This window comes from Citrobacter freundii complex sp. CFNIH2 (assembly GCF_002880615.1).
GTDB lineage: Bacteria > Pseudomonadota > Gammaproteobacteria > Enterobacterales > Enterobacteriaceae > Citrobacter_A > Citrobacter_A amalonaticus_F.
This window is the reverse complement of record NZ_CP025757.1, coordinates 3986131-4013029: the sequence shown is the minus strand read 5'-3', so window position 1 is coordinate 4013029 and position 26899 is coordinate 3986131. Positions and strand designations below refer to the sequence as shown.

Genomic DNA, 26899 nt, shown 5'->3' with positions numbered 1-26899 from the left:
CATGATAAGAAATGTGTTATTAACGCTGATGATGTGCAGTGGGATGGTTTTACTGAGTGGTTGCTCCAGCGTAATGTCACATACCGGTGGTAAAGAGGGAACTTATCCTGGCACCCGCGCCAGCGCCACGATGATAGGTGACGATGAGACAAACTGGGGTACCAAATCGCTGGCGATACTGGATATGCCCTTTACGGCAGTAATGGACACGATCCTGTTGCCGTGGGATCTGTTCCGTAAAGACAATTCGGTCAGATCGCGTGTCGAAAGAAGCGAGGAGAGAACACAGATAACCAACTCCGTGATCCCTCCGGCAAAAATGTCCGCCCCCTGATCACCGCCCGGTTTCTGTCATCCACAGCTGACGGAAACCGTCTACATCTTCCATCCACGCCACAAACTGACCATCAGGCGAGAAAACCACAGCATCCCCAGAAGGCGGGGTGCCGTGATTCTGCGTTAAAAACGTGATGTCTCCGCTGCGCGCATCACAGCAGACAATGCGGTTATCCAGCACACATCCCAGCCATTTCCCCGACGGATGCCAGTTAAACGCGGACTGAATTCCCGTGGCGTGACGGGTCAACTGGCGGGGCTCCCCACCCTGCGGCAAAATTAGCCACAGTTGCACGATACCAACCTCATCGCGCATCAGGAACGCAATCTCCGTCGCCTGCGGATTACCGCGTACCCAGTGACGTGGAACCGTTGCCAGCCCAGGAAAACGACGTGCATGGGTAAACGTCAGGCGGCGCTGTGTCACTCCGCGCGGCGGTGCGGGTAACGTGGAATCCGTGCCTTCCAGCGGTGCCTCACCGGACATTTTCCAGCTCGCCTCCGTCTGCGGGAGTTCGACCAGAAACAGCTCCGGTACTTTCTCGCCGCTTTCAGACAACGTGTCGCCGATAAACGCCAGCGCATGATTTCCCACCCAGCCCTCTTCGTAGGCACGAGAGATTTCATCGCTGCCCGGCGTGGGTTCAGGCGTTGTCTGGCTGACCAGCACGCACCAGTGGCTGCCGCAGTATTCTCTTGGATGCTGCGCCGACACCGTCACCGGCCCATAAGGCACCGCGACGCCAACGTTGCGTAAGTCCAGCGCCAGATCGCGTTCATGCATGACATGATCGTTGTAGGTAAAGCTGACAAACTCGCCGTTCGGGCTGAAAACATGAACATGGCTACCCCCGCGCAGTGCGCCCGGCGTGTAGGGTGACGTGATATCCATCGCATCCAGATTCGTCACTTTCCCCTGTTCGGCAATCACGCCGCGACGATGATGAAAGTCATATTGCCACGTCGCATCCGGGTTTTCAGGTCCATGAATAAACACATATTTCTCCGCCTGCGGATGCACCGTTACCACGCCGACATGCGCCCCCTGCGTCGCGCGATAAATCACCTCCAGCTCACCGGTATGGACATTTACCCGTTCAATGGTTTCACCGGTGAAAGACGCCCCTGACGGGCGGACATCAAAAACCAGCCAGCGGCTGTCCGCCGTCCAGGTCCGGGTATTGGTAAGCTGATGATTACGCGGCGTAAAGGTGATTTGCTTCATGGGATGCTCAGGTCGGGGACAATTTCATCAATCATACTTCACAAGGACTTCACTTTCAGGCATTAGCGTAGTGCCATCTTCATTTTTTGCGGACAAAGAGATGGAACATTTCGACGTAGCGATTATCGGTCTCGGCCCGGCCGGCGCAACGCTGGCGCGTAAATTGAGCGGTAAAATGCGCGTGCTCGCGCTGGATAAAAAACGTCACTGCGGCAATGAAGGGTTCACCAAACCCTGCGGCGGTTTACTGGCTCCGGATGCACAGCGTTCGTTTATTCGCGACGGAATTACGCTGCCGGTGGACGTCATCGCCAACCCGCAAATTTTCAGTGTCAAAACGGTGGATGTCGACACCTCGCTGACGCGCAACTACCAGCGCAGCTATATCAATATCAACCGTCATGCCTTTGATTTATGGATGAAGTCGCTGATCCCGGATGAGGTACAGGTGTATCACGACAGCCTGTGTCGAAAAATCTGGCGAGAAGAGGGGAAATGGCACGTGATTTTTCGCGCCGACGGTTGGGAGCAACAGATTACTGCCCACTATCTGGTGGGGGCCGACGGTGCAAACTCACTGGTGCGTCGCTATCTTTATCCGGAACATCAGATTCGCAAATATGTCGCCATCCAACAATGGTTCGCAGAAAGTCATCCGGTCCCGTTTTACTCCTGCATTTTCGATAACGCCGCAACGGACTGTTACTCCTGGAGCATCAGCAAAGACGGCTATTTCATCTTTGGTGGCGCTTATCCCATGAAGGATGGCCAGACCCGCTTCGAGGCGCTGAAAGAGAAAATGGCGGCCTTTCAGTTCCGCTTCGGCACGCCGGTGAAAAGCGAGAAATGTACCGTACTCTTTCCGTCGCGCTGGGCGGATTTCGTCTGCGGTGAAGATAACGCATTTCTGATTGGTGAGGCCGCCGGGTTTATCAGCGCCAGTTCACTGGAGGGGATTAGCTACGCCCTGGATAGCGCAGAGATCCTCAAGTCTGTGCTGCTGAAGAATGCGCCGGAGATGAACCGCGCTTACCGGAAGGCCACCCGCCCACTGCGCGGTAAACTGTACGGCAAGATCCTGAAGAGCCGCTGTTTGACTGCGCCCGTATTGCGAAGCGCGATTATGCGAAGCGGCATCGCGCATATCCCACTGAGCCAGGATGACCAGCCCACCACAACGTCTGGCGGGCTGGTAAAGGGGTATTAACCTACACGTTTTACATCACCCACCAGCAGGATGTAAGAGAGCGCGCCAATCAGGGCAACGGCGGAGATATAGACCAGCGCGGGACCAAAGCCGTAGTCCTGCGCAAGGTAGCCAATCACCAGCGGAACGGTGATGCCCCCCAGCCCACCGACAAAGTTAAACACGCCGCCCGTCAGGCCGATGAGGCGCATCGGTGCCAGCGAAGAGACCAGTGACCAGGTGATGGAAGCAAAGCCGTTACCGAAGAACGCCACCGCCATCAGGGTCATAATCCACACCGGATCGTTGGTGTAGTTTGCACCCATAATGCAGGTGGAGATTAACAGACCACAGATAATCGGTGTCTTACGCGCCACGCCCAGCGAGAAGCCTTTTTTCACCAGCTTATCCGCCAGCCATCCGGAAAGCAGTACGCCAAAGAACGCCGCGAGGAACGGAACGGTGGTCATAAAGCCCGCTTTCAGCGCGGTAATGCCTTTTTCCTGCGTCAGGTAGTTCGGGAACCACGTCAGGAAGAACCACAGCGTAGAGGTGACGGCAAACTGGCCCAGATAAACACCCACCAGCTTACGGTGGAACACCAGTTTCCAGTCCGCTTTGGTCAGCGGCTGACGCGCCTCTTTCTTGACGGGCGCATCGCCATCCACCAGGCCGCCGCCGTCACGAATATAGTCCAGTTCCGCTTTGGTGATACTTTTGGTCAGACGAGGCGGTTGGTACACCTTAAACCAGACCAGCGACCAGATAATGCCGATCCCCCCGGTGACAATGAACACCCAGTGCCAGCTCAGCATCTCCTGGATCCAGATCAACAGCGGGGTCAGGAACGCCAGACCAACAAACTGTCCGGATGTATAAAAACCGACGGCGGAGGCGCGTTCGTGCTCGGGGAACCAGCTCGTCACCATGCGGTTGTTGGTCGGAAACGCCGGGGCTTCGAATATCCCGGTAATGGCACGCAGGCCAATTAACGACATCAACCCGGTGGCGAAGCCCTGGAAGAGGGTTGCCACCGACCAGCCAAATATCGCGATAAAGTAGGTCAGACGTGAACCGACGCGGTCAAGGAACCAGCCGCCCGGGATCTGGCATAGGGTATACAACCAGGCAAAAGCCGAGAAGACATAGCCCATTTCCGCTTTCGTAATACCAAACTCTTCCTGAATATGCGCCGACGCCACCGCGAGATTGGCACGGTCGACATAACAGATAACCACGGTAATAAAGATCATAATCAGCGTCAGGTAACGGCGACGCCCTATTTTTGCAGCAGTAACTGGAATATCCATCGCAATCTGTCTCCAGATTTTGGGCATAGCGAAGCCGCTCACCATGCCCGGTAATTTACAGAGGGTGTTTGTTTTATTTTTAAAATTAAAAATTACGCTAATGCGCTAAATAATTCGTGCTGGGGGAAGGCGGCAAGTTTTCGCATCCCCGGGAGCATACAAAAGTATGTGACCGGGGTAAGAAAACGCAGCCAACGCACCACCAGCGCGAAGTATGACGCGCATTTACCATTCGGCGACCGAACCGTCTTCATGACGCCACAGCGGATTACGCCAGTCCGGCGCATTCTTACTCAGCTCAATGACTTTGGCTTCATCAATATCCACGCCAAGGCCCGGCTTCATCAACGGTTTAAAGAACCCGCCTTCCATGTTGAAATCGTCTTTGTTTTTCACAAAGTCGAGCAGTTCCGCGCCCTTGTTATAGTGAATGCCCATACTCTGTTCCTGGAACACGGCGTTGCGCGAAACAAAGTCGACGTGCAGACACGCTGCCAGCGCAATCGGTCCCAGCGGGCAGTGCGGGGCCAGCGCCACGTCATAAGCTTCCGCCATCGCGGCAATTTTGTAGCACTCGGTAATGCCGCCAGCATGTGACAAATCCGGCTGCAAAATCGCCAGTCCACCCGCTTCCAGCACCCGTTTAAACTCGAAGCGCGAGAACATACGTTCACCCGCCGCGATCGGAATATGGGTCTGTTCCGCCAGTTTCGGATAATACTCTGCCTGTTCCGCCAGCACCGGCTCTTCAATAAACAGCGGGCGATAAGGCTCCAGCTCTTTAATCAGCACTTTCGCCATCGGCGCGCTGACGCGTCCGTGGAAATCCAGACCAAACTCAATTTCATTGCCAAAGGCTTCGCGGATTTGCGCCACGGTGTTGACCGCGCGATCGACCGCCTGTGAATTATCAATCACGCCCATCTCTTCGCAGCCGTTGAGCTTAAAGGTGTCAAAGCCGATATTCCGCAGTTGTTTAATACCGTCGATCACTTCCGCAGGACGATCGCCGCCAACCCAGCTGTAGGCTTTGATTTTGTCGCGCACCAGGCCGCCCATCAACTGCCAGACCGGGGCATTCAGCACTTTGCCTTTGATATCCCACAACGCCTGGTCGATGCCGGCGATGGCGCTCATCAGTATCGGGCCGCCGCGGTAGAAGCCTGCGCGGTACATTACCTGCCACAGGTCGTTAATGCGCGCCGGGTCCTGACCAATCAGGTAATCGCCCAGTTCATGTACCGCCGCTTCGACGGTACGCGCGCGACCTTCAATCACCGGCTCGCCCCAGCCAACGACGCCTTCGTCGGTTTCGATTTTCAGGAACATCCAGCGTGGAGGTAAACGGTACGTGGTGAGTTTGGTTATTTTCATTTCACAGCCTCTCGATATGCCTTAACAAATGCCGCCGCCTGCTGCGCGGTGCGCGCTACGGACTGCCCGGCGCGATACAGATCGCTGCCCAGTCCCGCACCCACGCACCCGGCGTTCATCCACTGCGCCAGGTTGTCTGGCGTTACCCCGCCCACGGCGAAGACCGGCACGCTGGCGGGCAATACCGCTTTCAGCGCTTTGATGTAATCCGGTCCAAAGGCCGATGACGGGAAAATTTTCAGCGCCTGCGCGCCAGCATCCAGCGCGGTAAAGGCTTCTGTGGCGGTGGCGCATCCCGGACAGACCGTCATGCCGTAATCCACCGCGCGACGAATGACCTCTGCATTGATATTTGGCGTCACAATGAGCCGACAGCCCATCTTCGCCAGGCGATCCACCTGCTCCGGTTGTAATACCGTCCCGGCACCGATCAGCGCTTTATCACCAAACGCATCCACCACGGCCGGAATGCTCTTTTCCCACTCAGGGGAGTTAAGCGGGATCTCCACCGCGTCAAATCCGGCGTCGATCACCGCACCAACGTGCGCGAGCGCCTCCTCGGGGGTAATTCCGCGCAAAATCGCAATAAGCGGAAGATTAGTTTGCCACTGCATGGGCGATGCTCCTTATACCTGCCTGAAATGCCGTATCGCCGGACACCGTACAGACGTCACGCCCCATGGCGTGGAACGCCTGCTGATAGCGTGACGTCAGCGCGGTACCTGCGACGATCGTAATGGACTGCGACCCGGCGAATTGTTCGCTCATACTGGCGACTTCTGCGCCAATCAACAGGCCGGAGAGAAATTCGCTGACCTGCTCGCGCGGGAGATGTCCCAGCACGTGCGAGGCACGAACCTCAAAAAGTTGTGGCAAAACGGCAGGGGAGTGGATCCCGCGCGCAAGTCCGGCGGCAAACGCGTCTGAAGAGGCTTGCTGTTCCGGTAAACCCGCGCCCACCAGCGAGTGTTGCAGTAGCAAATGGTGTAGTTCGCCGGTCATCACGGTACGAAAATCGTGAATTTGCTCGGCGTCAGCCTGCACCCATTTGCAGTGCGTCCCCGGCATGACATAGACAGAAGAAGGAGAAAGCGTGCGCGCGCCGAGCAGTTGTGTCTCTTCGCCGCGCATCACATTGTGGTTATCGTCGCGCGAAACACACAAACCTGGAATGATCCAGACATTGTCGCTAACGGCGGTTAATTGCTCGCCAATTGCAGAGAAACAGGCAGGAACCGGCAGGTACGGGGCAATCTTCCAGCCCACGTTGCTTCCGACCATTCCGGCCATGACCACCGGTGTGGCGCTGTCGCGCCAGTGCTGTGTGACCTCTGCTAACACCGCTTCGGGGGATTTACCGTTCAGACGCGTAACGCCTGCTTCTGATTGCCTGCTTTCCAGGCATTTGTCACCCTGGTAAAGCCAGGCGCGCAAATTGGTCGATCCCCAGTCAATTGCGATGTAGCGAGCTGTCATGTGATTTCCTTCAACCTTCGTGTCGAGCTGGCGATCATGGTCAGGGCCGCCTGCTCTGCCGCATTGCTATCCTGATGCCGTATCGCATCGAATAGCGCCTTATGTTCCTGGAGCGTTTTTGGCATGTTGGCTTCATCGCCCATCCAGGTCCGTTCAAATACCGCCCGTTGAAGCGAAGTGATTGCCACGCTCAGCTGTTGTAAAACCGGGTTATGCACCGACTGCAATACCGCCTCGTGATAGCGGATATCCGCTTCATTAAAGGCCTCCCGATCCTGATTGTTGGCGATCATGTCATTGAGCGCCGATTCAATTTCAGCCAAATCACTCGACGTTGCGCGTTCCGCAGCCCAGCGGGCAATAGCGGGTTCCACCAGGTTTCGGACTTCGCTCATCGCGCTGATGAGTCGTGGGTCGTAGTCGTTTTCCAGTACCCATTGCAACACGTCGGTATCGAGGTAATTCCACTGATTCCGCGGTGTGACAAAGGCGCCGCGATAACGCTTCATTTCAATCAGCCGCTTTGCCATCAGCGAGCGGAACACTTCGCGAATGATGTTGCGCGAGGTTTCAAACTCCTCACACAGCTCCGCTTCCGCAGGGAGCGCGGCACCCGGTACGTACTTACCGCTGACAATCTGTTTGCCCAGCGTGATCACGATGCGATCGGTTTTATTGAGAGTCATGGAGAGTCCTTATGCTCTGGATGGTCCTCTCTACTTTACCGTTATCGCTGAAATTCGCCTCACTTTTGTAGTACTAACGTGATGTCATTCGCCGTTGCCTTGCGCACAATGTAGTACAACACAATCATGTTGTACTACAATTTAGATCACAAAAACGACAATCGGTAATGAAAATGTTATGAGGAGTAAACTGCGGGGATAAAAAAACCCGCGATCAACGCGGGTCATGGCAAACCATCCAGAGGAATTACTTCAGGACGTGCTGCTCAATGGCATACGCAACGCCATCTTCCAGATTTGATTTGGTGACAAAGTTGGCAATCTCTTTCACCGAGGGGATGGCGTTATCCATCGCCACCCCAAGCCCGGCATACTCGATCATCGCAATGTCATTTTCCTGATCGCCAATCGCCATAATCTCTTCCGGTTTGATGCCCAGCGCATCGGCCAGTGATTTCACACCCGTGCCTTTATTGACGCGTTTATCGAGGATTTCGAGGAAGTACGGCGCACTTTTCAGCACGGTATACTTCTCTTTCACTTCCGCCGGAATGCGGGCGATGGCCTGATCGAGGATCGCGGGCTCATCAATCATCATCACTTTCAGGAACTGGGTTTCCGGATCCATCTTTTCCGCTTCGCAGAACACCAGAGGAATGGTCGCGACATAGGATTCATGTACGGTGTAGTAGCTGATATCACGGTTTGCGGTATACAGCGTGGTACGGTCCAGCGCGTGGAAGTGCGAGCCGACCTCGCGGGAGAGTTTTTCCAGATAGCGGTAATCGTCATAGCTCAGTGCGGTTTGCGCGACAGTGCTACCATCGCCCGCTTTCTGCACCAGCGCGCCGTTATAGGTAATGCAGTAGTCGCCGGGTTGTTCCATATGCAGCTCTTTCAGATAGCTGTGCACACCCGCATACGGACGACCGGTGGTCAGTACCACGTTTACCCCTTTTTCACGGGCTGCGGCAATCGCACGTTTAACCGCCGGTGAAATGGTGTGATCGGGCAGCAGAAGGGTGCCATCCATATCGATAGCAATGAGTTTGATAGCCATGAATTCCCCGCATTAAATGAGTCCTGGCTCATGCTAACGCGATTCCGCTCAAAAAACAGTAAAAGAGTCGGGGATAAAGGGGGATAGGAAGGGGAAGCACGATTCCCCTTTTGATGATCAATTGCAGGCCTGATAAGCAACGCGCCATCAGGCCTGGCACTGAATCTTGCCGGATGGCGGTGTAAAACCGCCTTATCCGGCCTACAGACAGGGATTAGATATCGATATTTGCCGCTTTCAGGGCATTCTCTTCGATAAACGCACGACGCGGTTCTACGGCGTCGCCCATCAGCGTGGTGAACAACTGGTCAGCAGCAATCGCATCCTTCACGGTCACGCGCAGCATACGACGGCTTTCCGGATCCATGGTGGTTTCCCACAGCTGATCCGGGTTCATCTCGCCCAGACCTTTATAACGCTGGATCGCGAGGCCACGACGTGACTCTTTCACCAGCCAGTCCAGCGCCTGTTCGAAGCTGGCAACCGGTTGACGACGTTCACCACGTTCGATGAAGGCATCTTCTTCCATCAGGCCGCGCAGTTTTTCACCCAGCGTGCAGATACGGCGGTATTCCGCACCGGTCACAAACTCGTGATCCAGTGCGTAGTCGGTGTCCACACCGTGGGTACGCACGCGAACGATCGGCTCAAACAGATTCTGTTCCGTATTGTGCTGGATATCGAACTTCCACTGGCTACCGTGCTGCTCTTTCTCGTTCAGCTCGGTAATCAGCGCGTTCACCCAACGGGTCACGGTCTGCTCGTCAGACAGATTGGCTTCAGTCAGCGTCGGCTGATACACCAGCTCTTTCAGCAGCGCTTTCGGGAAGCGACGCTCCATACGACCAATCATTTTCTGCGTGCCGTTGTACTCAGAAACCAGTTTTTCTAACGCTTCGCCAGACAGTGCCGGCGCGCTGGCGTTGGTATGCAGCGTTGCACCGTCCAGCGCGATGGAGATCTGGTACTGGTCCATCGCTTCATCGTCTTTAATGTACTGTTCCTGCTTACCTTTTTTCACTTTGTACAGAGGTGGCTGTGCGATATAGACGTGGCCACGCTCGACAATTTCCGGCATCTGACGGTAGAAGAAGGTCAACAGCAGCGTACGGATGTGCGAGCCGTCGACGTCCGCATCGGTCATGATGATGATGCTGTGATAGCGCAGTTTGTCCGGGTTGTACTCGTCACGGCCAATGCCACAGCCCAGCGCGGTAATCAGTGTCGCCACTTCCTGAGAAGAGAGCATCTTGTCGAAACGCGCTTTTTCTACGTTGAGGATTTTACCCTTCAGCGGCAGAATCGCCTGGTTCTTACGGTTACGCCCCTGTTTTGCAGAGCCGCCCGCGGAGTCCCCTTCCACAAGGTACAGTTCGGACAGCGCCGGATCGCGTTCCTGGCAATCCGCCAGTTTGCCTGGCAGACCCGCCAGATCCAGCGCGCCTTTACGACGCGTCATTTCACGTGCACGACGGGCCGCTTCACGGGCACGGGCCGCATCAATAATTTTACCGACCACGATTTTGGCGTCAGACGGATTTTCCAGCAGGTATTCGCTCAGCAGTTCGTTCATCTGCTGTTCTACCGCCGATTTCACCTCAGAGGAGACCAGTTTATCTTTGGTCTGAGAGGAGAACTTCGGATCCGGCACCTTCACGGACACCACGGCAATCAGGCCTTCACGGGCGTCATCACCGGTGGCGCTGACTTTTGCTTTTTTGCTGTAGCCTTCTTTGTCCATGTAGGCGTTCAGGGTACGGGTCATCGCCGCACGGAAGCCTGCAAGGTGTGTACCGCCGTCACGCTGCGGAATGTTGTTGGTAAAGCAGTAGATGTTTTCCTGGAAACCGTCGTTCCATTGCAGCGCCACTTCTACGCCGATACCGTCTTTTTCGGTGGAGAAGTAGAAGATATTCGGGTGGATCGGCGTTTTGTTCTTATTCAGATACTCAACGAACGCCCTGATACCGCCTTCATAGTGGAAATGGTCTTCTTTACCATCGCGCTTGTCTTTCAGACGAATGGAGACGCCAGAGTTCAGGAACGACAGCTCGCGCAGACGCTTCGCCAGAATTTCGTATTCGAACTCTGTCACGTTAGTGAAGGTTTCGTGGCTCGGCCAGAAACGCACCATCGTACCGGTTTTGTCGGTATCGCCAGTCACCGCCAGCGGTGCCTGCGGGACACCGTGCTCGTAGATCTGACGGTGGATTTTGTTATCGCGCTGGATAACCAGTTCCAGTTTCTGCGACAGGGCGTTCACTACGGAGACACCCACGCCATGCAGACCGCCGGACACTTTATAGGAGTTATCGTCGAATTTACCGCCTGCGTGCAGAACGGTCATGATCACCTCCGCCGCCGACACGCCCTCTTCCGGGTGAATACCGGTTGGGATGCCACGACCATCATCCGTTACGGAGACGGAGTTATCGGCATGGATAGTGACCACGATGTCTTTACAGTGACCCGCGAGCGCTTCGTCGATAGCGTTATCTACCACCTCGAATACCATGTGGTGCAGACCGGTGCCGTCATCCGTATCGCCGATATACATACCCGGGCGCTTACGCACCGCATCCAGTCCTTTCAGGACTTTGATACTGGAGGAGTCATAAGAATTCGACATCAACGTTTCTCGCTCATTTAAACTTGGGTTAATCCGTTATTTTACCCTTTTCCACGGTGAACATCTTCGAATTTTTGTCCGACATGTCCAGAACGTGTTCAGCGCTGATTGCGCTGACAAAGACCTGAGATTGCGTCGCTTTTAATCGACTGGCCAGCAGTCCGCGACGCGCATCATCAAGCTCTGAGGCAAAATCATCTATCAGGTAGAGACACCGCCGCCCGCTTTCACGGGTGAGGAACTCCCCTTGCGCCAGACGTAAGGCGCACATTAGCAGCTTTAACTGCCCACGCGACAAGGTATCTTCTACCGGCGCACCGTCGGCGCGAATGCGGAAATCCGCTTTATGCGGGCCGTGCGCGGTGTAAGTCAACATGCGGTCGCGTTCAAAACCGCGTTCCAGCACCTCGGCATAATCTGTCTCTTTCTCCCAGCCGCGCTGAAAAGAGAAGGAAAGAGAAAATTCAGGAAGAAACTGCTGGCAAGTATCCGCCATATCCTGCGCGATACTGGCGCTGTACTCCGCGCGCCAGGTGCTGATTTGTTCCGCCAGCGGGATCAGTTCTTTATCCCACGGACGCAGTTGCTCGTAACGACTCACCTGGCGCAGCGCCGCATTGCGCTGCTTAAGCAGACGCTTCAGGTTGCTCCAGGCGGTGAAGAATCCGGCTTCATTGTGAAAGCATCCCCAATCGAGGAACGCTCTTCTGTATTTGGGGCCGCCGTTGAGTAAAGTAAACCCCTCAGGGGTGATCAGTTGCATCGGCATCAACAGCGCCAGTTCCGCCACCTTGTGGCCGTCAGTGCCGTCGATGCGCACTTTGCTGTCACCCAGCTTATCTTTGGTTAACCCAATCGATGTCTCTCGCGCTTCGCCCTGCAACCGCCCGTGAAGCACGAACGACTCCTGCTCGTGGCGAATGACACGACCAATCTGCAAACTGCGAAACGCCCGGCCATGGCCGAGCGTATAGATAGCTTCCAGAACGCTGGTTTTACCGCTGCCGTTAGCGCCAACCAGGAAGTTAAAGCCGGGGGATAAAGCGAGATCCGCATTTTCAATATTGCGGAAATCTTTGATAAGTAAGCGCGTCAGAGACATATATCAGGCTTCTTCGTACCAGGGCGTTATCGGTGCAGCCAGTTTCAACACGGACTGTGCGCAACCCCTGGAGCGTACACGAAGTACGTGACAGGGGTGAGCACAGCCCAGGTTGAAAATGGCAAGTAAGATAGCCCGATATTTTTCACTACAGTCTCATTGGCATAACAACGTAAGCCGCACTTTGCGACGCCGCATCTTCAATTTGTACGCTTGAGACGGAGTCGGTCAGCATGATGCGCACGTTTTCGCACTTCAGCGCATTCAGGACATCTAACACGTAGCTGACGTTAAAGCCGATCTCCATTTCAGTCCCCGGATAGGTGACGTCCAGAATCTCTTCAGCTTCTTCCTGTTCCGGGTTGTTCGCGGTGATCTTGAGCTGATTTTCACTCACATACAGACGCACGCCGCGGAATTTCTCGTTCGACAGGATCGCCGCGCGGGCAAAAGCCTGCTTGAGGATATCGCAGCCAGCTTCCAGATGTTTATCCGGATTCTTCGGCAGTACGCGACGGTAATCCGGGAAACGACCATCCACCAGCTTAGAAGTAAAGATAAAGTCGCCAACGTGCGCGCGGATGTTGTTGCTGCCAATCTGCACGCGCAGCGGGTTATCGCCGCCGTCGAGCATACGCATCAGTTCAATCACACCTTTACGCGGCACGATCACCGAATGGTTGGGCAGCGACTGACCAACAGGCATAGAGCAAACCGCCAGACGGTGACCATCGGTCGCCACGGTACGCAACTCTTCACCTTCAGTCTCAAACAGCATGCCGTTTAAGTAGTAACGCACGTCCTGATGCGCCATGGAGAACTGCGTGGCTTCAATCAGACGCTTCATCGTCGCCTGCGGTAGGGTGAATTCTACCTCGCTCTGCCAGTCATCCAGATTCGGGAAGTCGGCGGCAGGTAGCGTGGACAGCGAAAAACGGCTGCGGCCCGAACGTACCAGCATGCGATCGCCTTCGAGTTGGACGGCGATTTCCGCCCCTTCCGGTAGGCCACGGCAGATATCAAAGAACTTCCGCGCCGGGACGGTGGTGGCGCCAGGCTCATGCGGCTGAATCAACGCAACGCGGGCCACCATTTCCATTTCAAGATCGGTACCCGTCAGCGAAAGCGCACCGTCAGCCACCTGCAGCAACAGGTTGCCAAGAATAGGCAGCGTAGGACGACCACCCAGCGGGCCGCTGACCTGCTGAAGCGGCTTTAATAAATGTTCACGTTCAACGGTAAATTTCATAGCGTCACGAAGATAATGTTCTGATTAAGTTTGAGAAATCTTCTTTAATATCATGGCTTTCTTCACGCAACTGCTCAATCTTACGGCAGGCATGAAGCACCGTAGTGTGGTCGCGCCCACCAAATGCGTCGCCAATTTCCGGCAGACTGTGGTTAGTGAGCTCTTTCGCCAGCGCCATGGCCATCTGACGCGGACGCGCTACCGAGCGAGAACGACGCTTGGACAGCAAATCCGCAATTTTAATTTTGTAATACTCCGCCACCGTCTTCTGAATATTGTCGATGGTGACCAGTTTTTCCTGCAACGCCAGCAGATCGCGCAGCGCTTCGCGAACGAAGTCGATGGTAATCGCCCGACCGGTAAAGTTGGCGTTGGCAATCACACGGTTCAGCGCCCCTTCCAGCTCACGCACGTTAGAGCGTAGACGCTTGGCAATAAAGAAGGCCACTTCGCCCGGCAGACGAATGTCATTTTCGTCGGCCTTTTTCATCAGGATCGCCACGCGAGTTTCCAGTTCTGGCGGTTCGATCGCCACCGTCAGCCCCCAACCGAAGCGGGATTTCAGACGATCCTCAACGCCGTTGATCTCTTTTGGATAACGATCCGAGGTCAAAATGATCTGCTGATTACCTTCAAGAAGGGCGTTAAAGGTGTGGAAAAACTCTTCCTGGGATCGTTCTTTATTAGCAAAGAACTGGATGTCATCGATAAGCAGGGCGTCGACAGAACGATAATAGCGTTTAAACTCTTCGATCGCGTTGTTTTGCAGGGCTTTTACCATGTCCTGTACAAAACGTTCGGAGTGCATATACACCACTTTGGCATTAGGCTTGCGCGCCATAATGCCGTTCCCCACCGCGTGCAGCAGGTGGGTTTTACCCAGACCGGTGCCGCCATAAAGGAACAGCGGGTTATAGGCGCCGCCAGGATTGTCCGCCACCTGACGCGCCGCCGCGCGGGCCAACTGGTTGGATTTACCTTCAACGAAGTTATCAAACGTGTGTTTGACGTTAACGTTAGAGCGATAGGTCGGTTCTGCAGGCGCAGGCACATTGTCCCAGCCCGGACGCGCCGCGACAGGCGCCGCGCGCTGCGGCTGAACCTGGTGCGCCACCTGAGCCGGTGCAGCGACATTGTTGTTCACGGGCGTCTTCAGCGTCTGGCTGACGGGCTTCGTCCCGACCTCAAAACGCAGCTGCGGGGCATCCGCACCGCAGAAGTTATTCAGCAGCCCATTGATATTGTTAAGGTACTTGTCTCTTACCCAATCGAGCACAAAACGGTTTGGCGCATACAAAGCCAGCGTGTTATCGCTCAGTTCCGCCTGCAAAGGGCGTATCCACATACTGAATTCTGTGGCTGGTAACTCATCCTGCAATCGGGCAAGACACTGCTGCCAAAGCGAAAGTGACACGGCGGACTCCACTCGAACAAAAGTCGATAAATGACAAAGGCTGAAACATTCATGATTGTTGACGCACATCGGCTAGACCCTATGCAAAGGGTGACGTGCGAATTGCTATCTGCAATTTTAACCCGATCAGGATCCTTTGAAACGATCGGGACCGCGGATCATAGCGTAAACTGAGCAAGAGATCTTCTGTTTCTCACAGATTCTTCCCGATTTATCCACAGGCCTTCACAGGACCGGATAAGTGTAAACGATCCTGGAGAAGTGCTGCACGATTTCGCCCGCATATTGGAAAAATTAATGAGTAAAGACGCTATACTGCTAAAACGATCTCATAAAGATCCCGAGCGATCCTTGCGCTTTGTTCATCAGGCCGTATAATCTTTCCCCCGTCGCGCGATGCCCGTAACACGGCGTCAACGCTGCCTGTTTTTCACGCGAAAAGGTGCGGAAAAAGGCAGGGATTTAAGCAAAGAGAATTGACTCCGGAGTGTACAATTATTACAATCCGGCCTCTTTAATCACCCACGACTTGGGCGTCCGTCATTCGAAACTCGTTCGGGCTCTCGTAAATGTCATGAATTTATTCAAGTTTAGGTAGAAATCGCCATGAAACGCACTTTTCAACCGTCTGTACTGAAGCGCAACCGTTCTCACGGCTTCCGTGCTCGTATGGCTACTAAAAATGGTCGTCAGGTTCTGGCACGTCGTCGTGCTAAAGGCCGCGCTCGTCTGACCGTTTCCAAGTAATAAAGCTAACCCCTGAGTGGTTAAGCTCGCATTTCCCAGGGAGTTACGTTTGTTAACTCCCAATCATTTCACATTCGTCTTCCAGCAGCCACAACGGGCTGGCACGCCGCAAATCACCATCCTCGGCCGCCTGAATTCGCTGGGGCATCCCCGTATCGGTCTTACTGTCGCCAAGAAAAACGTTCGACGCGCTCATGAACGCAATCGGATTAAACGTCTGACGCGTGAAAGCTTTCGTCTGCGTCAACACGAATTGCCAGCAATGGACTTCGTGGTGGTGGCGAAAAAAGGGGTTGCCGACCTCGATAACCGTGCTCTCTCGGAAGCGTTGGAAAAATTATGGCGCCGCCATTGTCGCCTGGCTCGCGGGTCCTGATAGCCCTTATTCGGGTCTATCAACGCCTGATCAGTCCGCTGCTTGGGCCGCATTGCCGTTTCACTCCAACGTGTTCAAGCTACGGAATTGAGGCATTGCGCAGGTTTGGAGTGATAAAAGGCAGTTGGTTGACGGTGAAACGCGTATTAAAATGCCACCCTTTACACCCTGGTGGTGACGATCCCGTCCCGCCCGGACCATTTGATACCAGAGAACACTAACGATGGATTCGCAACGCAATCTTTTAGTCATCGCTTTGCTGTTCGTGTCTTTCATGATCTGGCAAGCCTGGGAGCAGGATAAAAATCCTCAACCTCAGACCCAACAGACCACGCAGACAACGACCACCGCAGCGGGTAGCGCCGCCGACCAGGGCGTACCGGCCAGTGGCCAGGGGAAACTGATTACGGTTAAGACTGACGTGCTTGATCTGACCATCAACACCCGTGGTGGTGATGTGGAACAGGCCCTGCTGCCAGCTTATCCGAAAGAACTCGGTTCCAGCGAACCGTTCCAACTGCTGGAAACCACGCCGCAGTTTATCTATCAGGCTCAGAGCGGTCTGACTGGTCGTGACGGCCCGGATAACCCGGCTAACGGCCCACGTCCGCTGTACAATGTCGAAAAAGACGCCTTTGTACTGGCTGATGGTCAGAACGAACTGCAGATCCCGATGACCTATACGGATGCCGCGGGTAACACCTTTACTAAAACGTTTGTCCTCAAACGTGGTGAGTATGCGGTTAACGTGAACTACAGCGTGCAGAACGCCAGCGAGAAACCGTTGGAGATCTCCACCTTTGGTCAGCTGAAGCAATCCATCAATCTGCCGTCTCATCGCGACACCGGAAGCAGCAACTTCGCGCTGCATACTTTCCGTGGCGCGGCGTACTCCACGCCAGATGAGAAGTATGAAAAATACAAATTCGACACCATCGCGGATAACGAAAACCTGAACGTCAATGCGAAAGACGGTTGGGTCGCGATGCTGCAACAGTATTTTGCCACGGCATGGGTGCCACGTAACGACGGTACCAACAACTTCTATACCGCGAACCTGGGTAACGGCATTGCCGCTATCGGCTATAAATCTCAGCCGGTACTGGTTCAGCCAGGCCAGTCTGGCGCGATGACCAGCACCCTGTGGGTTGGCCCGGAAATTCAGGACAAAATGGCGGCCGTTGCACCGCACCTGGATCTGACCGTGGATTACGGTTGGTTGTGGTTCATCTCTCAGCCGCTGTTCAAACTGCTGAAATGGATCCACAGCTTCGTCGGTAACTGGGGCTTCTCCATTATCATCATCACCTTTATCGTTCGTGGCATCATGTACCCGCTGACCAAAGCGCAGTACACCTCCATGGCGAAGATGCGTATGCTGCAGCCGAAGATTCAGGCTATGCGTGAACGTCTGGGCGATGACAAACAGCGTCAGAGCCAGGAAATGATGGCCCTGTACAAAGCGGAGAAGGTTAACCCGCTGGGCGGCTGCTTCCCGCTGATCATCCAGATGCCTATCTTCCTGGCGTTGTATTACATGCTGATGGGCTCCGTCGAACTGCGTCATGCGCCGTTTGCCCTGTGGATCCATGACTTGTCTGCACAGGACCCGTACTACATCCTGCCGATCCTGATGGGCGTAACGATGTTCTTCATCCAGAAGATGTCGCCGACCACCGTGACTGACCCGATGCAGCAGAAGATCATGACCTTTATGCCGGTCATCTTCACGGTGTTCTTCCTGTGGTTCCCGTCAGGTCTGGTGCTGTACTATATCGTCAGCAACCTGGTCACCATTATTCAGCAGCAGCTGATTTACCGTGGTCTGGAGAAGCGTGGTCTGCATAGCCGCGAGAAGAAAAAGTCCTGATTCGGTTGTAGGCCGGATAAGGCGAAGCCGCCATCCGGCAAACGGAGCATAAAACAAAGGGCGGTCTTATGACCGCCTTTTTTATGGGTATTGAAAGAGAAAAACCATGAGCCATAACGACACTATCGTCGCCCAGGCAACCCCACCGGGACGCGGTGGTGTAGGTATTCTGCGAATCTCCGGCCTGAAGGCGCGTGAGGTAGCCGAAGCCGTTCTGGGCAAACTGCCCAAACCCCGTTACGCTGACTATCTGCCGTTTAAAGATGCCGACGGTACTGCGCTGGACCAGGGGATCGCCTTGTGGTTTCCCGGCCCTAACTCGTTTACCGGCGAGGATGTACTGGAGCTACAGGGACACGGCGGCCCGGTCATTCTCGACCTTCTGTTAAAACGCATCCTGACGCTGCCTGGCCTGCGCATTGCCCGCCCCGGCGAGTTCTCCGAGCGCGCGTTTCTCAATGATAAACTCGACTTAGCCCAGGCCGAAGCCATTGCCGACCTGATTGATGCCAGCTCTGAACAGGCGGCTCGTTCAGCGTTGAACTCATTGCAGGGGGCGTTTTCCACCCGCGTAAACCATCTGGTGGAAGCACTCACTCACCTGCGCATCTACGTAGAAGCGGCCATCGACTTTCCGGATGAAGAGATCGACTTCCTGTCCGATGGTAAAATTGAAGCGCAGTTGAATGGCGTGATTGCCGACCTCGATGCCGTTCGCGCTGAAGCGCGTCAGGGCAGCCTGCTGCGTGAAGGGATGAAGGTGGTCATTGCCGGACGCCCTAACGCCGGTAAATCAAGCCTCCTGAACGCCCTGGCGGGTCGTGAAGCGGCCATTGTCACCGATATCGCCGGTACCACGCGCGACGTGCTGCGTGAGCACATCCATATCGATGGTATGCCGCTGCACATTATCGATACCGCCGGTCTGCGTGAGGCCAGCGATGAAGTGGAGCGTATCGGTATCGAACGGGCCTGGCAGGAAATTGAGCAAGCGGATCGCGTGCTGTTTATGGTCGATGGCACCACCACGGATGCCGTTGACCCGGCTGACATCTGGCCGGACTTTATCGCCCGTTTACCGTCAAAACTGCCCATTACCGTGGTGCGAAACAAAGCGGATATCACCGGCGAGCCGCTGGGCATCAGCGAGGTGAATGGTCACTCACTGGTTCGTCTTTCGGCGCGCACCGGTGAAGGCGTGGATGTACTGCGTAACCATCTCAAGCAGAGCATGGGGTTTGATACCAACATGGAAGGCGGCTTCCTGGCCCGTCGTCGTCACCTACAGGCGCTGGCCGACGCCGCTGAGCATCTCCAGCAGGGCAAGGCCCAACTGTTAGGTGCGTGGGCCGGTGAGCTACTGGCTGAAGAGCTCCGTCTGGCGCAGCAAAGCTTAAGCGAGATCACCGGTGAGTTTACCTCCGACGATCTGCTGGGGCGAATTTTCTCCAGCTTCTGTATCGGTAAGTAATCCCGTAGCTCCGGATTTACCAACGGTTAATTCGGAGCTTTATCGTTTTATAAGAGGGTCTCTTTTTATGGAACATAAACGTTTACTTGACTGTAGTGCTTCTGATTTCGTGTGCATGGACAAAACCGCGCTGCTGTACGCAATCCGCGCCAGTGAAGGCCGCGTCCTGGTCAGTGAAACTATCGCCATTACCCAACCACTGCTCAATAACGTCACTAATGCCGAACTTGCCGCGTCGCAGGGGGCGGACATTCTGCTGATCAACATGTTCGATAGTGAAGCCCCCCTAATCCAGGGAATGCCTGCCGGTACCGCACCGGATCAGACGTTGCATGAACTCCAGCGCCTGACCGGGCGCATCATCGGCGTCAACCTGGAGGCCGTCGATCCTGAATTTGCCATTGCGCATGATGATATCTGGAAGATGAAGCCAGGCCGTGCCGCAACCGCAGAGAATGCTCGCAAACTGGTAGAAATGGGAGCGAAGATCCTGGTACTGACGGGAAATCCCAACAACGGCGTCAGCAATCACTCTCTGGGAAAAGCAGTGAAAACGATCCGTGAAGCCGTTGGCGATAAGGCCATTATCATCACCGGTAAAATGCACGGCGCAGGCATTGTCCGGGAGAACGGCAGCGCAATTATCAGCGAAAGTGACGTCGCTGCCTTTGCCGATCAGGGCGCAGATATCGTGCTCATTCCAGCGCCGGGCACTGTACCGGGTATGAGCCAGCAAAAAGTAGAGTCGCTGATCGCGTGTGCGCACGCGCATGGCGCGCTGGCAATGACGGCAATCGGCACCTCTCAAGAGGGCGCAGACGTCAGTACCATTCGCCAGATAGCCCTGATGAGTAAAATGGCAGGAGCGGATCTCCATCATATTGGCGATACCGGCTATATGGGGATGGCGTTGCCGGAAAATATACTGGCCTACAGCGTGGCGATTCGTGGCGTCAGACATACTTATACACGTATCGCGCGTTCGGTAAATCGCTAGCGTTATATTGTATTTTCTATTTTATTGAATGATCCTTAATTAATTAAATGTTAATTTAACTGTGATAACAATCACAGTTAAATTATTCTCTCATAGACAAATATTTTCATTGCCATAATGTAGCATGGTGTCTAAAGAGGATAACTCAATCATGATTATCTTAAATACATACATCATTTCAAAATGGTTTAATGTTGACAATAAAATTGTCAATCATCACCCTTAAGTTTCCCTGCCTTTATTTTGCCAGAGCATAGGCTATTTGTAGCCTGTTCATTTGGCACATCTCAAACATAGCTCAATTCCTCATTGTGGTTGCATATCGCAACGCCACGTATGCCTGTTCGTTTTTTTAAACGAAAATACAGTCATGGCTGGAATAAATGAGGGATGAATTATGCCGGGTATATTTATACCCGCGTGCAGACGTATTGCGTCAATACAGTCAAATAAATTAAAGGATTATGTCATGGATAACTTTAAACATTTACCAGAACCCTTCCGTATTCGTGTTATTGAACCGGTAAAACGTACAACGAGAGAACATCGGAATAACGCAATCATTAAATCCGGGATGAACCCTTTCCTGCTGGATAGTGAAGATGTCTTTATTGATCTGCTGACCGACAGTGGTACTGGCGCAGTGACACAGAACATGCAAGCAGCCATGCTGCGCGGGGATGAGGCCTATAGCGGCAGTCGCAGTTATTACGCGCTATCTGAAGCAGTGAAAAACATTTTTGGTTATCAATATACTATTCCAACGCACCAGGGCCGCGGTGCAGAACAAATTTATATTCCGGTACTCATCAAAAAACGTGAACAGGAAAAAGGGTTAGACAGAAGTAAGATGGCGGTTTTCTCCAACTACTTCTTCGATACCACCCAGGGACACAGCCAAATCAACGGCTGTGCCGTGCGTAACGTATACATCAAAGAGGCATTTGATACTGGTGTTCGTTATGACTTTAAGGGAAATTTCGATCTCGATGGATTAGAGCGCGGCATTCAGGAAGTCGGTGCAAACAACGTACCGTATATTGTGGCGACCATTACCAGTAACTCTGCAGGCGGACAACCGGTTTCATTAGCCAACCTGAAGGCCATGTATAACATCGCCAAAAAATATGACATTCCGGTGGTAATGGACTCCGCACGCTTTGCCGAGAATGCTTATTTTATCCAGAAACGCGAAGCAGAATACCGGGACTGGAGCATCGAAGACATTACCCGCGAGACTTACAAATATGCCGATATGTTAGCAATGTCCGCGAAAAAAGATGCGATGGTGCCAATGGGCGGCTTATTGTGCATTAAAGACGACACCTATTTTGACGTCTATACCGAGTGCAGAACCCTGTGCGTCGTACAGGAAGGCTTCCCGACATACGGTGGTCTGGAAGGCGGGGCAATGGAGCGTCTTGCGGTGGGTCTGGTCGATGGTATGAATCAGGACTGGCTGGCCTATCGTATTACGCAGGTGCAATATTTAGTCGATGGCCTCGAAGCGATTGGTGTCACTTGCCAACAAGCCGGCGGCCACGCGGCATTTGTGGATGCCGGTAAATTATTACCGCACATTCCGGCAGAACAGTTCCCGGCCCAGGCTCTCGCTTGCGAACTCTATAAAGTGGCCGGTATCCGGGCCGTTGAGATTGGTTCATTCTTATTAGGCAGAGATCCTAAAACCGGTAAGCAATTACCTTGCCCGGCCGAGCTTCTGCGTTTAACCATCCCAAGGGCAACATATACCCAATCTCATATGGATTTCATTATTGAAGCCTTTGAGCATGTCAAAGAAAACGCGGTGAATATTAAAGGATTGACCTTCACCTATGAACCGAAAGTATTACGTCACTTCACCGCTAAACTGAAAGAAGTTTAATTATAAGCATCAGGGGGGTTATACGATGTAACCCCCCCAGCGATAAATCCACTTCCTTTATATTGTTGCATAATTAAAACCTTATAGGTTCACTATAATTAATGAGGCATCATGGAAGAAAATTCGAATGCTAAACACTCCTCCTTTTGGGGGATTATGGTCATAGCCGGCACGGTGATTGGTGGGGGGATGTTTGCTCTACCCGTTGATTTGTCCGGTGCGTGGTTTTTCTGGGGGGCGTTTATCTTAATAATCGCCTGGTTTTCAATGTTGCATTCCGGACTCCTGTTATTAGAGGCAAATTTAAATTACCCCATCGGATCCAGTTTTAATACCATCACAAAAGATCTTATTGGCAACAAATGGAACATTGTGAGTGGATTTACGGTCGCCTTTGTTCTCTATATTCTCACGTATGCCTATATTTCTGCTAATGGCGCCATCATTAGCGAAACGATCTCCATGAACATGGGATATCGCGTTAACCCCCGAATTGTCGGAATCTGTACTGCCATTTTTGTCGCCAGCGTGCTGTGGATCAGTTCACTGGCTGCCAGTCGAATTACCTCTCTGTTCCTCGGGATTAAAATCATCTCTTTTATTATCGTTTTTGGATCGTTTTTCTTTCAGGTCGATTTTTCAATATTGCGCGATACAGCTGGTCAGGCCCAAAACAACGCCTCCTACTTCCCCTATATTTTTATGGCACTACCGGTATGCCTGGCCTCATTTGGCTTTCACGGAAACATTCCCAGCCTGATCATCTGCTATGGCAAGAGAAAAGATAAATTAATAAAAAGCATTGTCTTTGGTTCTCTGCTGGCGCTGGTGATTTATCTGTTCTGGTTGTATTGCACCATGGGTAATATTTCACGAGAAAGCTTCAGTGACATCATCGCCTCAGGCGGTAATGTTGATTCATTAGTAAAATCATTCCTCGGCACCAGGCAAACCGGAATCATCGAATTTTGTCTGCTGGTTTTTTCAAACCTGGCCGTTGCCAGCTCCTTTTTTGGCGTGACTCTGGGGCTATTTGATTATCTTGCGGATCTGTTCAAATTCGACAACTCGGCGGTGGGACGTTTTAAAACCGTCTTGTTGACCTTCCTGCCCCCGGCGCTTTTATACTTAATCTTCCCGAACGGTTTTATCTATGGCATCGGCGGTGCAGGGCTGTGCGCAACGATATGGGCCGTGATCATCCCTGCAGTACTGGCCCTGAAAGCCCGCCAGAAGTTCCCCAATAAAATGTTTACCGTCTGGGGCGGAGTCATTATCCCGACTATCGTGATCCTGTTCGGCGTAGCGGTTATTGTTTGCTGGTTCGGCAACGTCTTCAACCTGTTACCCCGATTCAGTTAAATTGCTGTGCCACCTGGCTGACATGCCGCCTCATTCAGGGCGGCATGTCCTTTCAGGAAATCACTGTTGTCCAAATGGCAATTCGCCTTCTCTCACATCGCCCCGTATTCTTAGCGCCACGCTTATCGTGAGGACGCTATGATCCGCTTTCTACTCTGCAGTTTTGCCCTTGTTTTACTCTATCCCGCCGGCATCGATATGTATCTGGTGGGTTTACCGCGCATCGCGGCCGATCTCAACGCCAGCGAAGCGCAACTGCATATTGCCTTCTCTGTCTATCTGGCCGGGATGGCTTTCGCCATGCTGTTTGCCGGACGCGTTGCCGACCGCTCCGGACGCAAGCCTGTTGCCCTTGTGGGGGCCGTCATCTTCATTATCGCCTCCACGCTGTGCTCACAGGCAACCAGCGGTACGCTGTTCCTTTGCGGACGTTTCCTGCAGGGTGTTGGCGCCGGTAGCTGCTACGTCGTCGCCTTCGCCATCCTGCGCGATACGCTGAACGATCGCCTGCGGGCAAAAGTACTGTCATTGCTAAACGGCATCACCTGCATCGTTCCAGTACTGGCACCGGTCCTCGGACATCTGATCATGCTACGCTTTCCGTGGCAAAGTCTGTTCTACACCATGATCGCCATGGGCGTTACGGTGGGGCTGCTGTCGCTGTTCATTCTGAAAGAGACGCGTCCGACCGCGCACACCACCTCTCCTTCGCCGCAGGGGAACGAGTCGCTGGTAAACCGTTTTTTCCTCAGCAGGTTGGCGATAACGACCCTTAGCGTGTCGGTGATCCTCACCTTTGTGAATACATCGCCGGTGCTATTGATGGAGGTGATGGGCTTTGAGCGCGGTGAATATGCCACCATCATGGCGATGACGGCAGGTGTCAGCATGGTGGTCTCTTTTTCTACACCGTTCGCGCTGAGCATTTTTAAACCACGCACCCTAATGTTCACCTCACAAGCGCTCTTTCTGACCGCCGGTGTTGTGCTTAGCCTTGCCGATTCCAGCACGGTGACGCTGTTTGGTCTGACGCTGATTTGTGCCGGATTTTCCGTCGGCTTTGGTGTGGCGATGAGCCAGGCGCTGGGGCCATTTTCACTGCGCGCGGGGGTAGCCAGTTCAACGCTGGGCATTGCACAGGTCTGCGGGTCGTCGCTGTGGATTTGGCTGGCAGCGGTGCTGGGCATCAATGCGCTGAATATGCTGATCGGGATCCTGATTGGCTGTAGCATGGTGAGTCTGTTACTGATTATGCTCGTCGCGCCCAACAGGCCCGTTTCCGACCATGAAAAAATCCATCACCAGTCTCGATCTTAATTTGATGCTATGCCTGCAGCTTCTGATGCAAGAGCGCAGCGTAACCAAAACGGCCAAGCGGATGAACGTGACGCCCTCGGCGGTGAGCAAGTCGCTGTCGAAGCTCAGAGCGTGGTTTGACGACCCGCTGTTCGTAAACACGCCGCTCGGCCTGTCGCCAACGCCGCTGATGCTCAGTATGGAGCAAAATCTGGCGGACTGGATGCAAATGGGCAATCAGCTGCTGGATAAGCCACATCACGAGACGCCACGCGGCCTGAAGTTTGAACTGGTTGCCGAATCTCCGCTGATGATGATTATGTTCAATGCGCTGTCGCAGAAGATCTATCAACGCGACCCGCAGGCGACGATCAAAGTGCGCCGTTGGGATTACGACTCCCTGGATGCCATCACCCGTGGCGAGGTGGATATCGGGTTTACCGGGCGCGAAAGCCATCCGCGTTCGCGGGAATTATTGAGCCTGCTGCCGCTGTCGATTGATTTTGAGGTGCTGTTCAGCGATTTACCGTGGGTATGGCTGCGTGAAGATCATCCTGCGCTACAGGAAGAGTGGAATCTGGAGACGTTTCTGCGCTACCCACACATCAGCATTTGTTGGGAACAAAGCGATACCTGGGCGCTGGATGATGTGTTGCAGGAGATGGGCCTGAAACGCAATATCGCGATGAGTCTGCCTGGATTCGAGCAGTCCCTGTTTATGGCCGCGCAACCCGAACACGCGCTGCTGGCAACCGCTCCACACTATTGCCACCGCTATAACCAGCTCCACCATCTGCCTCTTGTCGCCCGTCCTTTGCCGTTTGATGCCGCGCAGCGGGAAAAACTGCTGGTGCCGTTTACCCTGCTTTGGCACAAGCGCAACAGTCATAATCCAAAAATCGTCTGGTTAAGAGAGACCATCAAATCCCTGTATAGCGACTTGTCCTGACGCAAAAACAGCCAATACGCGCCAGGAAATGTAAATGCGCGTAAGGGAGGCTGATTCAGTCGTACTTTTTGGCTATTTACTCTGTCTATAAACCGAGTAAATGTTACTCTCGTCATTATCAACGACCATTAATCATGGAGAGAAAAATGGCGACCCATTTTGCCAGAGGGATCCTGACGGAAGGACACCTGATTTCGATGCGCCTCCCGTCATCCTGCCATCATGAAGCACGAAGACTACCCACACATCGCCAGACCCGTTTTCTGGCATCCCGAGGACTTCTCGCCGAGCTGATGTTTATGCTGTATGGCACGCTCGAGTTACCGGAAATCGTATACAAAGCCAAAGGCAAACCGGCATTTCGCGATAAAAATTTGCCCAGTTTTTCCATCGCCTATGCCGGTAATATGGTCGGTGTGGCGCTGACAACCGAAGGGGAATGCGGACTGGATATGGAACTCCAGCGTGCCACCCGAGGATTTATCAGCCCCCATACCGCCGAAGTCCCGACCTTCTCCAGCAATGAAAGTCTGTGGATCAGCAAGCAAAACGATCCGGATGAAGCGCGCGCGCAGATGATCACCTTACGCCAGAGCGTCCTGAAACTGACGGGTGACGTCCGCAATGACGATCCTCGTGAACTGCAACTGCTGCCGGTCTCCGGGCGTCTGAAATGTGCCCATGTCGCTCAGATTGAGGCTATTTGCGATGCTGAAGACCTGCTGGTGTGGTCGGTTGCGGTTACGCCAGCCATTGATAAACTTCAACTTTGGGAGTTTGATGTTAAGCAGGGCTGGAAAAGCCTGCCTGATATCCAGACCCGCGCGAATGCGTCGACGGGTCGTCTGATGCGATTCGCGCAATTATCTGCCGCGACGTCTTATACGCACAACTGATGG

The 26899-nt window shown here is 53.7% G+C and carries 25 protein-coding genes; 14 read left to right on the top strand and 11 right to left on the bottom strand.

The window, feature by feature from the left end:
* The first annotated feature begins 1 nt into the window (after nucleotide 1).
* Nucleotides 2-334: a YceK/YidQ family lipoprotein gene (locus WM46_RS19710; protein ID WP_102603089.1), complete on the top strand. Its 333-nt coding sequence runs from the start codon at nucleotides 2-4 to the stop codon at nucleotides 332-334.
* On the opposite strand, the gene WM46_RS19705 is transcribed toward WM46_RS19710, so the two are convergent.
* Nucleotides 335-1561 carry a DUF3748 domain-containing protein gene (locus WM46_RS19705; RefSeq protein ID WP_102603088.1) on the bottom strand — a complete coding sequence of 409 codons (1227 nt, stop codon included), beginning with the start codon at nucleotides 1559-1561 and terminating at the stop codon, nucleotides 335-337.
* Nucleotides 1562-1661: 100 nt separating this feature from the next.
* Here WM46_RS19705 and cbrA point away from each other — a divergent pair, with 100 nt between their 5' ends.
* The gene (cbrA, locus tag WM46_RS19700; protein ID WP_102603861.1) at nucleotides 1662-2768 is read left to right on the top strand and encodes a colicin M resistance lipid reductase CbrA; all 1107 of its coding nucleotides are present in this window, start codon (nucleotides 1662-1664) and stop codon (nucleotides 2766-2768) included.
* Here cbrA and WM46_RS19695 read toward each other — a convergent pair.
* From WM46_RS19695 to dnaA, 10 genes are all read right to left on the bottom strand, one after another.
* Nucleotides 2765-4102 carry an MFS transporter gene (locus WM46_RS19695; RefSeq protein WP_061075829.1) on the bottom strand — a complete coding sequence of 446 codons (1338 nt, stop codon included), beginning with the start codon at nucleotides 4100-4102 and terminating at the stop codon, nucleotides 2765-2767. The genes cbrA and WM46_RS19695 overlap by 4 nt on opposite strands.
* A gap of 180 nt (nucleotides 4103-4282) precedes the next feature.
* Nucleotides 4283-5431 (bottom strand): galactonate dehydratase, encoded by a 1149-nt coding sequence (gene dgoD / locus WM46_RS19690; RefSeq protein ID WP_102603087.1) that lies wholly within the window; start codon nucleotides 5429-5431, stop codon nucleotides 4283-4285.
* The gene (locus WM46_RS19685) at nucleotides 5428-6045 is read right to left on the bottom strand and encodes a 2-dehydro-3-deoxy-6-phosphogalactonate aldolase (protein WP_102603086.1); all 618 of its coding nucleotides are present in this window, start codon (nucleotides 6043-6045) and stop codon (nucleotides 5428-5430) included. Before WM46_RS19685 ends, dgoD begins: the two co-directional genes overlap by 4 nt.
* The gene (locus WM46_RS19680) at nucleotides 6029-6907 is read right to left on the bottom strand and encodes a 2-dehydro-3-deoxygalactonokinase (protein ID WP_061075827.1); all 879 of its coding nucleotides are present in this window, start codon (nucleotides 6905-6907) and stop codon (nucleotides 6029-6031) included. Before WM46_RS19680 ends, WM46_RS19685 begins: the two co-directional genes overlap by 17 nt.
* On the bottom strand, nucleotides 6904-7593 hold the full coding sequence (gene dgoR / locus WM46_RS19675) for a D-galactonate utilization transcriptional regulator DgoR (protein WP_042323516.1): 690 nt from the start codon (nucleotides 7591-7593) through the stop codon (nucleotides 6904-6906). Before dgoR ends, WM46_RS19680 begins: the two co-directional genes overlap by 4 nt.
* A 247-nt stretch (nucleotides 7594-7840) precedes the next feature.
* Nucleotides 7841-8653 carry a sugar-phosphatase gene (yidA, locus tag WM46_RS19670; protein WP_102603085.1) on the bottom strand — a complete coding sequence of 271 codons (813 nt, stop codon included), beginning with the start codon at nucleotides 8651-8653 and terminating at the stop codon, nucleotides 7841-7843.
* A 214-nt stretch (nucleotides 8654-8867) separates the two neighbouring features.
* Nucleotides 8868-11282 (bottom strand): DNA topoisomerase (ATP-hydrolyzing) subunit B, encoded by a 2415-nt coding sequence (gene gyrB / locus WM46_RS19665; protein ID WP_061075825.1) that lies wholly within the window; start codon nucleotides 11280-11282, stop codon nucleotides 8868-8870.
* Nucleotides 11283-11310: 28 nt separating this feature from the next.
* Entirely contained in the window at nucleotides 11311-12384 is a 1074-nt protein-coding gene (gene recF / locus WM46_RS19660; RefSeq protein WP_102603084.1) for a DNA replication/repair protein RecF, read from the bottom strand.
* Between the two features lie 148 nt (nucleotides 12385-12532).
* Nucleotides 12533-13633, bottom strand: coding sequence for a DNA polymerase III subunit beta (gene dnaN / locus WM46_RS19655; protein ID WP_042998734.1), 1101 nt, complete (start codon nucleotides 13631-13633; stop codon nucleotides 12533-12535).
* A gap of 4 nt (nucleotides 13634-13637) precedes the next feature.
* Nucleotides 13638-15047, bottom strand: a complete 1410-nt coding sequence (gene dnaA, locus WM46_RS19650) for a chromosomal replication initiator protein DnaA (RefSeq protein ID WP_061075823.1) — start codon at nucleotides 15045-15047, stop codon at nucleotides 13638-13640.
* A 606-nt stretch (nucleotides 15048-15653) separates the two neighbouring features.
* Here dnaA and rpmH point away from each other — a divergent pair.
* From rpmH to WM46_RS19590, 12 genes are all read left to right on the top strand, one after another.
* Nucleotides 15654-15794: a 50S ribosomal protein L34 gene (gene rpmH, locus WM46_RS19645; RefSeq protein WP_000831330.1), complete on the top strand. Its 141-nt coding sequence runs from the start codon at nucleotides 15654-15656 to the stop codon at nucleotides 15792-15794.
* 16 nt (nucleotides 15795-15810) lie between these two features.
* Nucleotides 15811-16170, top strand: coding sequence for a ribonuclease P protein component (gene rnpA, locus WM46_RS19640; RefSeq protein ID WP_042287256.1), 360 nt, complete (start codon nucleotides 15811-15813; stop codon nucleotides 16168-16170).
* The gene (yidD, locus tag WM46_RS19635) at nucleotides 16134-16391 is read left to right on the top strand and encodes a membrane protein insertion efficiency factor YidD (RefSeq protein ID WP_001307474.1); all 258 of its coding nucleotides are present in this window, start codon (nucleotides 16134-16136) and stop codon (nucleotides 16389-16391) included. The genes rnpA and yidD overlap by 37 nt, the downstream gene beginning before the upstream one ends.
* 2 nt (nucleotides 16392-16393) lie before the next feature.
* Nucleotides 16394-18040, top strand: coding sequence for a membrane protein insertase YidC (gene yidC / locus WM46_RS19630; protein ID WP_061075822.1), 1647 nt, complete (start codon nucleotides 16394-16396; stop codon nucleotides 18038-18040).
* Between the two features lie 106 nt (nucleotides 18041-18146).
* Nucleotides 18147-19511 (top strand): tRNA uridine-5-carboxymethylaminomethyl(34) synthesis GTPase MnmE, encoded by a 1365-nt coding sequence (gene mnmE, locus WM46_RS19625; RefSeq protein ID WP_042998736.1) that lies wholly within the window; start codon nucleotides 18147-18149, stop codon nucleotides 19509-19511.
* 67 nt (nucleotides 19512-19578) lie between these two features.
* Nucleotides 19579-20508: a PEP phosphonomutase gene (locus WM46_RS19620; RefSeq protein WP_102603083.1), complete on the top strand. Its 930-nt coding sequence runs from the start codon at nucleotides 19579-19581 to the stop codon at nucleotides 20506-20508.
* A 124-nt stretch (nucleotides 20509-20632) separates the two neighbouring features.
* The gene (gene tnaC / locus WM46_RS26890; RefSeq protein ID WP_071887608.1) at nucleotides 20633-20734 is read left to right on the top strand and encodes a tryptophanase leader peptide; all 102 of its coding nucleotides are present in this window, start codon (nucleotides 20633-20635) and stop codon (nucleotides 20732-20734) included.
* A gap of 243 nt (nucleotides 20735-20977) precedes the next feature.
* On the top strand, nucleotides 20978-22393 hold the full coding sequence (gene tnaA, locus WM46_RS19610) for a tryptophanase (RefSeq protein ID WP_061075821.1): 1416 nt from the start codon (nucleotides 20978-20980) through the stop codon (nucleotides 22391-22393).
* A 111-nt stretch (nucleotides 22394-22504) separates the two neighbouring features.
* On the top strand, nucleotides 22505-23755 hold the full coding sequence (tnaB, locus tag WM46_RS19605) for a low affinity tryptophan permease TnaB (protein WP_061075820.1): 1251 nt from the start codon (nucleotides 22505-22507) through the stop codon (nucleotides 23753-23755).
* 138 nt (nucleotides 23756-23893) lie between these two features.
* Nucleotides 23894-25072 (top strand): MFS transporter, encoded by a 1179-nt coding sequence (locus WM46_RS19600; protein WP_102603082.1) that lies wholly within the window; start codon nucleotides 23894-23896, stop codon nucleotides 25070-25072.
* On the top strand, nucleotides 25041-26000 hold the full coding sequence (gene yidZ, locus WM46_RS19595; protein WP_102603081.1) for an HTH-type transcriptional regulator YidZ: 960 nt from the start codon (nucleotides 25041-25043) through the stop codon (nucleotides 25998-26000). Before WM46_RS19600 ends, yidZ begins: the two co-directional genes overlap by 32 nt.
* Before the next feature lie 146 nt (nucleotides 26001-26146).
* Entirely contained in the window at nucleotides 26147-26896 is a 750-nt protein-coding gene (locus WM46_RS19590) for a 4'-phosphopantetheinyl transferase family protein (RefSeq protein WP_061075817.1), read from the top strand.
* The last annotated feature ends 3 nt before the right edge of the window (nucleotides 26897-26899 follow it).

Bases quoted from the DNA above. Each gene is read 5' to 3' on its own strand.
- tnaB (WP_061075820.1), top strand. From the start codon at position 22,505: ATGGAAGAAAATTCGAATGCTAAACACTCCTCCTTTTGGGGGATTATG.
- WM46_RS19705 (WP_102603088.1), bottom strand. From the start codon at position 1,561: ATGAAGCAAATCACCTTTACGCCGCGTAATCATCAGCTTACCAATACC.
- WM46_RS19620 (WP_102603083.1), top strand. From the start codon at position 19,579: ATGGAACATAAACGTTTACTTGACTGTAGTGCTTCTGATTTCGTGTGC.
- mnmE (WP_042998736.1), top strand. From the start codon at position 18,147: ATGAGCCATAACGACACTATCGTCGCCCAGGCAACCCCACCGGGACGC.
- WM46_RS19685 (WP_102603086.1), bottom strand. From the start codon at position 6,045: ATGCAGTGGCAAACTAATCTTCCGCTTATTGCGATTTTGCGCGGAATT.
- dnaN (WP_042998734.1), bottom strand. From the start codon at position 13,633: ATGAAATTTACCGTTGAACGTGAACATTTATTAAAGCCGCTTCAGCAG.
- dgoD (WP_102603087.1), bottom strand. From the start codon at position 5,431: ATGAAAATAACCAAACTCACCACGTACCGTTTACCTCCACGCTGGATG.
- tnaC (WP_071887608.1), top strand. From the start codon at position 20,633: ATGGTGTCTAAAGAGGATAACTCAATCATGATTATCTTAAATACATAC.
- rpmH (WP_000831330.1), top strand. From the start codon at position 15,654: ATGAAACGCACTTTTCAACCGTCTGTACTGAAGCGCAACCGTTCTCAC.
- tnaA (WP_061075821.1), top strand. From the start codon at position 20,978: ATGGATAACTTTAAACATTTACCAGAACCCTTCCGTATTCGTGTTATT.
- recF (WP_102603084.1), bottom strand. From the start codon at position 12,384: ATGTCTCTGACGCGCTTACTTATCAAAGATTTCCGCAATATTGAAAAT.
- gyrB (WP_061075825.1), bottom strand. From the start codon at position 11,282: ATGTCGAATTCTTATGACTCCTCCAGTATCAAAGTCCTGAAAGGACTG.
- WM46_RS19680 (WP_061075827.1), bottom strand. From the start codon at position 6,907: ATGACAGCTCGCTACATCGCAATTGACTGGGGATCGACCAATTTGCGC.
- WM46_RS19695 (WP_061075829.1), bottom strand. From the start codon at position 4,102: ATGGTGAGCGGCTTCGCTATGCCCAAAATCTGGAGACAGATTGCGATG.
- WM46_RS19590 (WP_061075817.1), top strand. From the start codon at position 26,147: ATGGCGACCCATTTTGCCAGAGGGATCCTGACGGAAGGACACCTGATT.
- cbrA (WP_102603861.1), top strand. From the start codon at position 1,662: ATGGAACATTTCGACGTAGCGATTATCGGTCTCGGCCCGGCCGGCGCA.
- yidZ (WP_102603081.1), top strand. From the start codon at position 25,041: ATGAAAAAATCCATCACCAGTCTCGATCTTAATTTGATGCTATGCCTG.
- yidC (WP_061075822.1), top strand. From the start codon at position 16,394: ATGGATTCGCAACGCAATCTTTTAGTCATCGCTTTGCTGTTCGTGTCT.
- WM46_RS19600 (WP_102603082.1), top strand. From the start codon at position 23,894: ATGATCCGCTTTCTACTCTGCAGTTTTGCCCTTGTTTTACTCTATCCC.
- yidD (WP_001307474.1), top strand. From the start codon at position 16,134: ATGGCGCCGCCATTGTCGCCTGGCTCGCGGGTCCTGATAGCCCTTATT.
- WM46_RS19710 (WP_102603089.1), top strand. From the start codon at position 2: ATGATAAGAAATGTGTTATTAACGCTGATGATGTGCAGTGGGATGGTT.
- dgoR (WP_042323516.1), bottom strand. From the start codon at position 7,593: ATGACTCTCAATAAAACCGATCGCATCGTGATCACGCTGGGCAAACAG.
- yidA (WP_102603085.1), bottom strand. From the start codon at position 8,653: ATGGCTATCAAACTCATTGCTATCGATATGGATGGCACCCTTCTGCTG.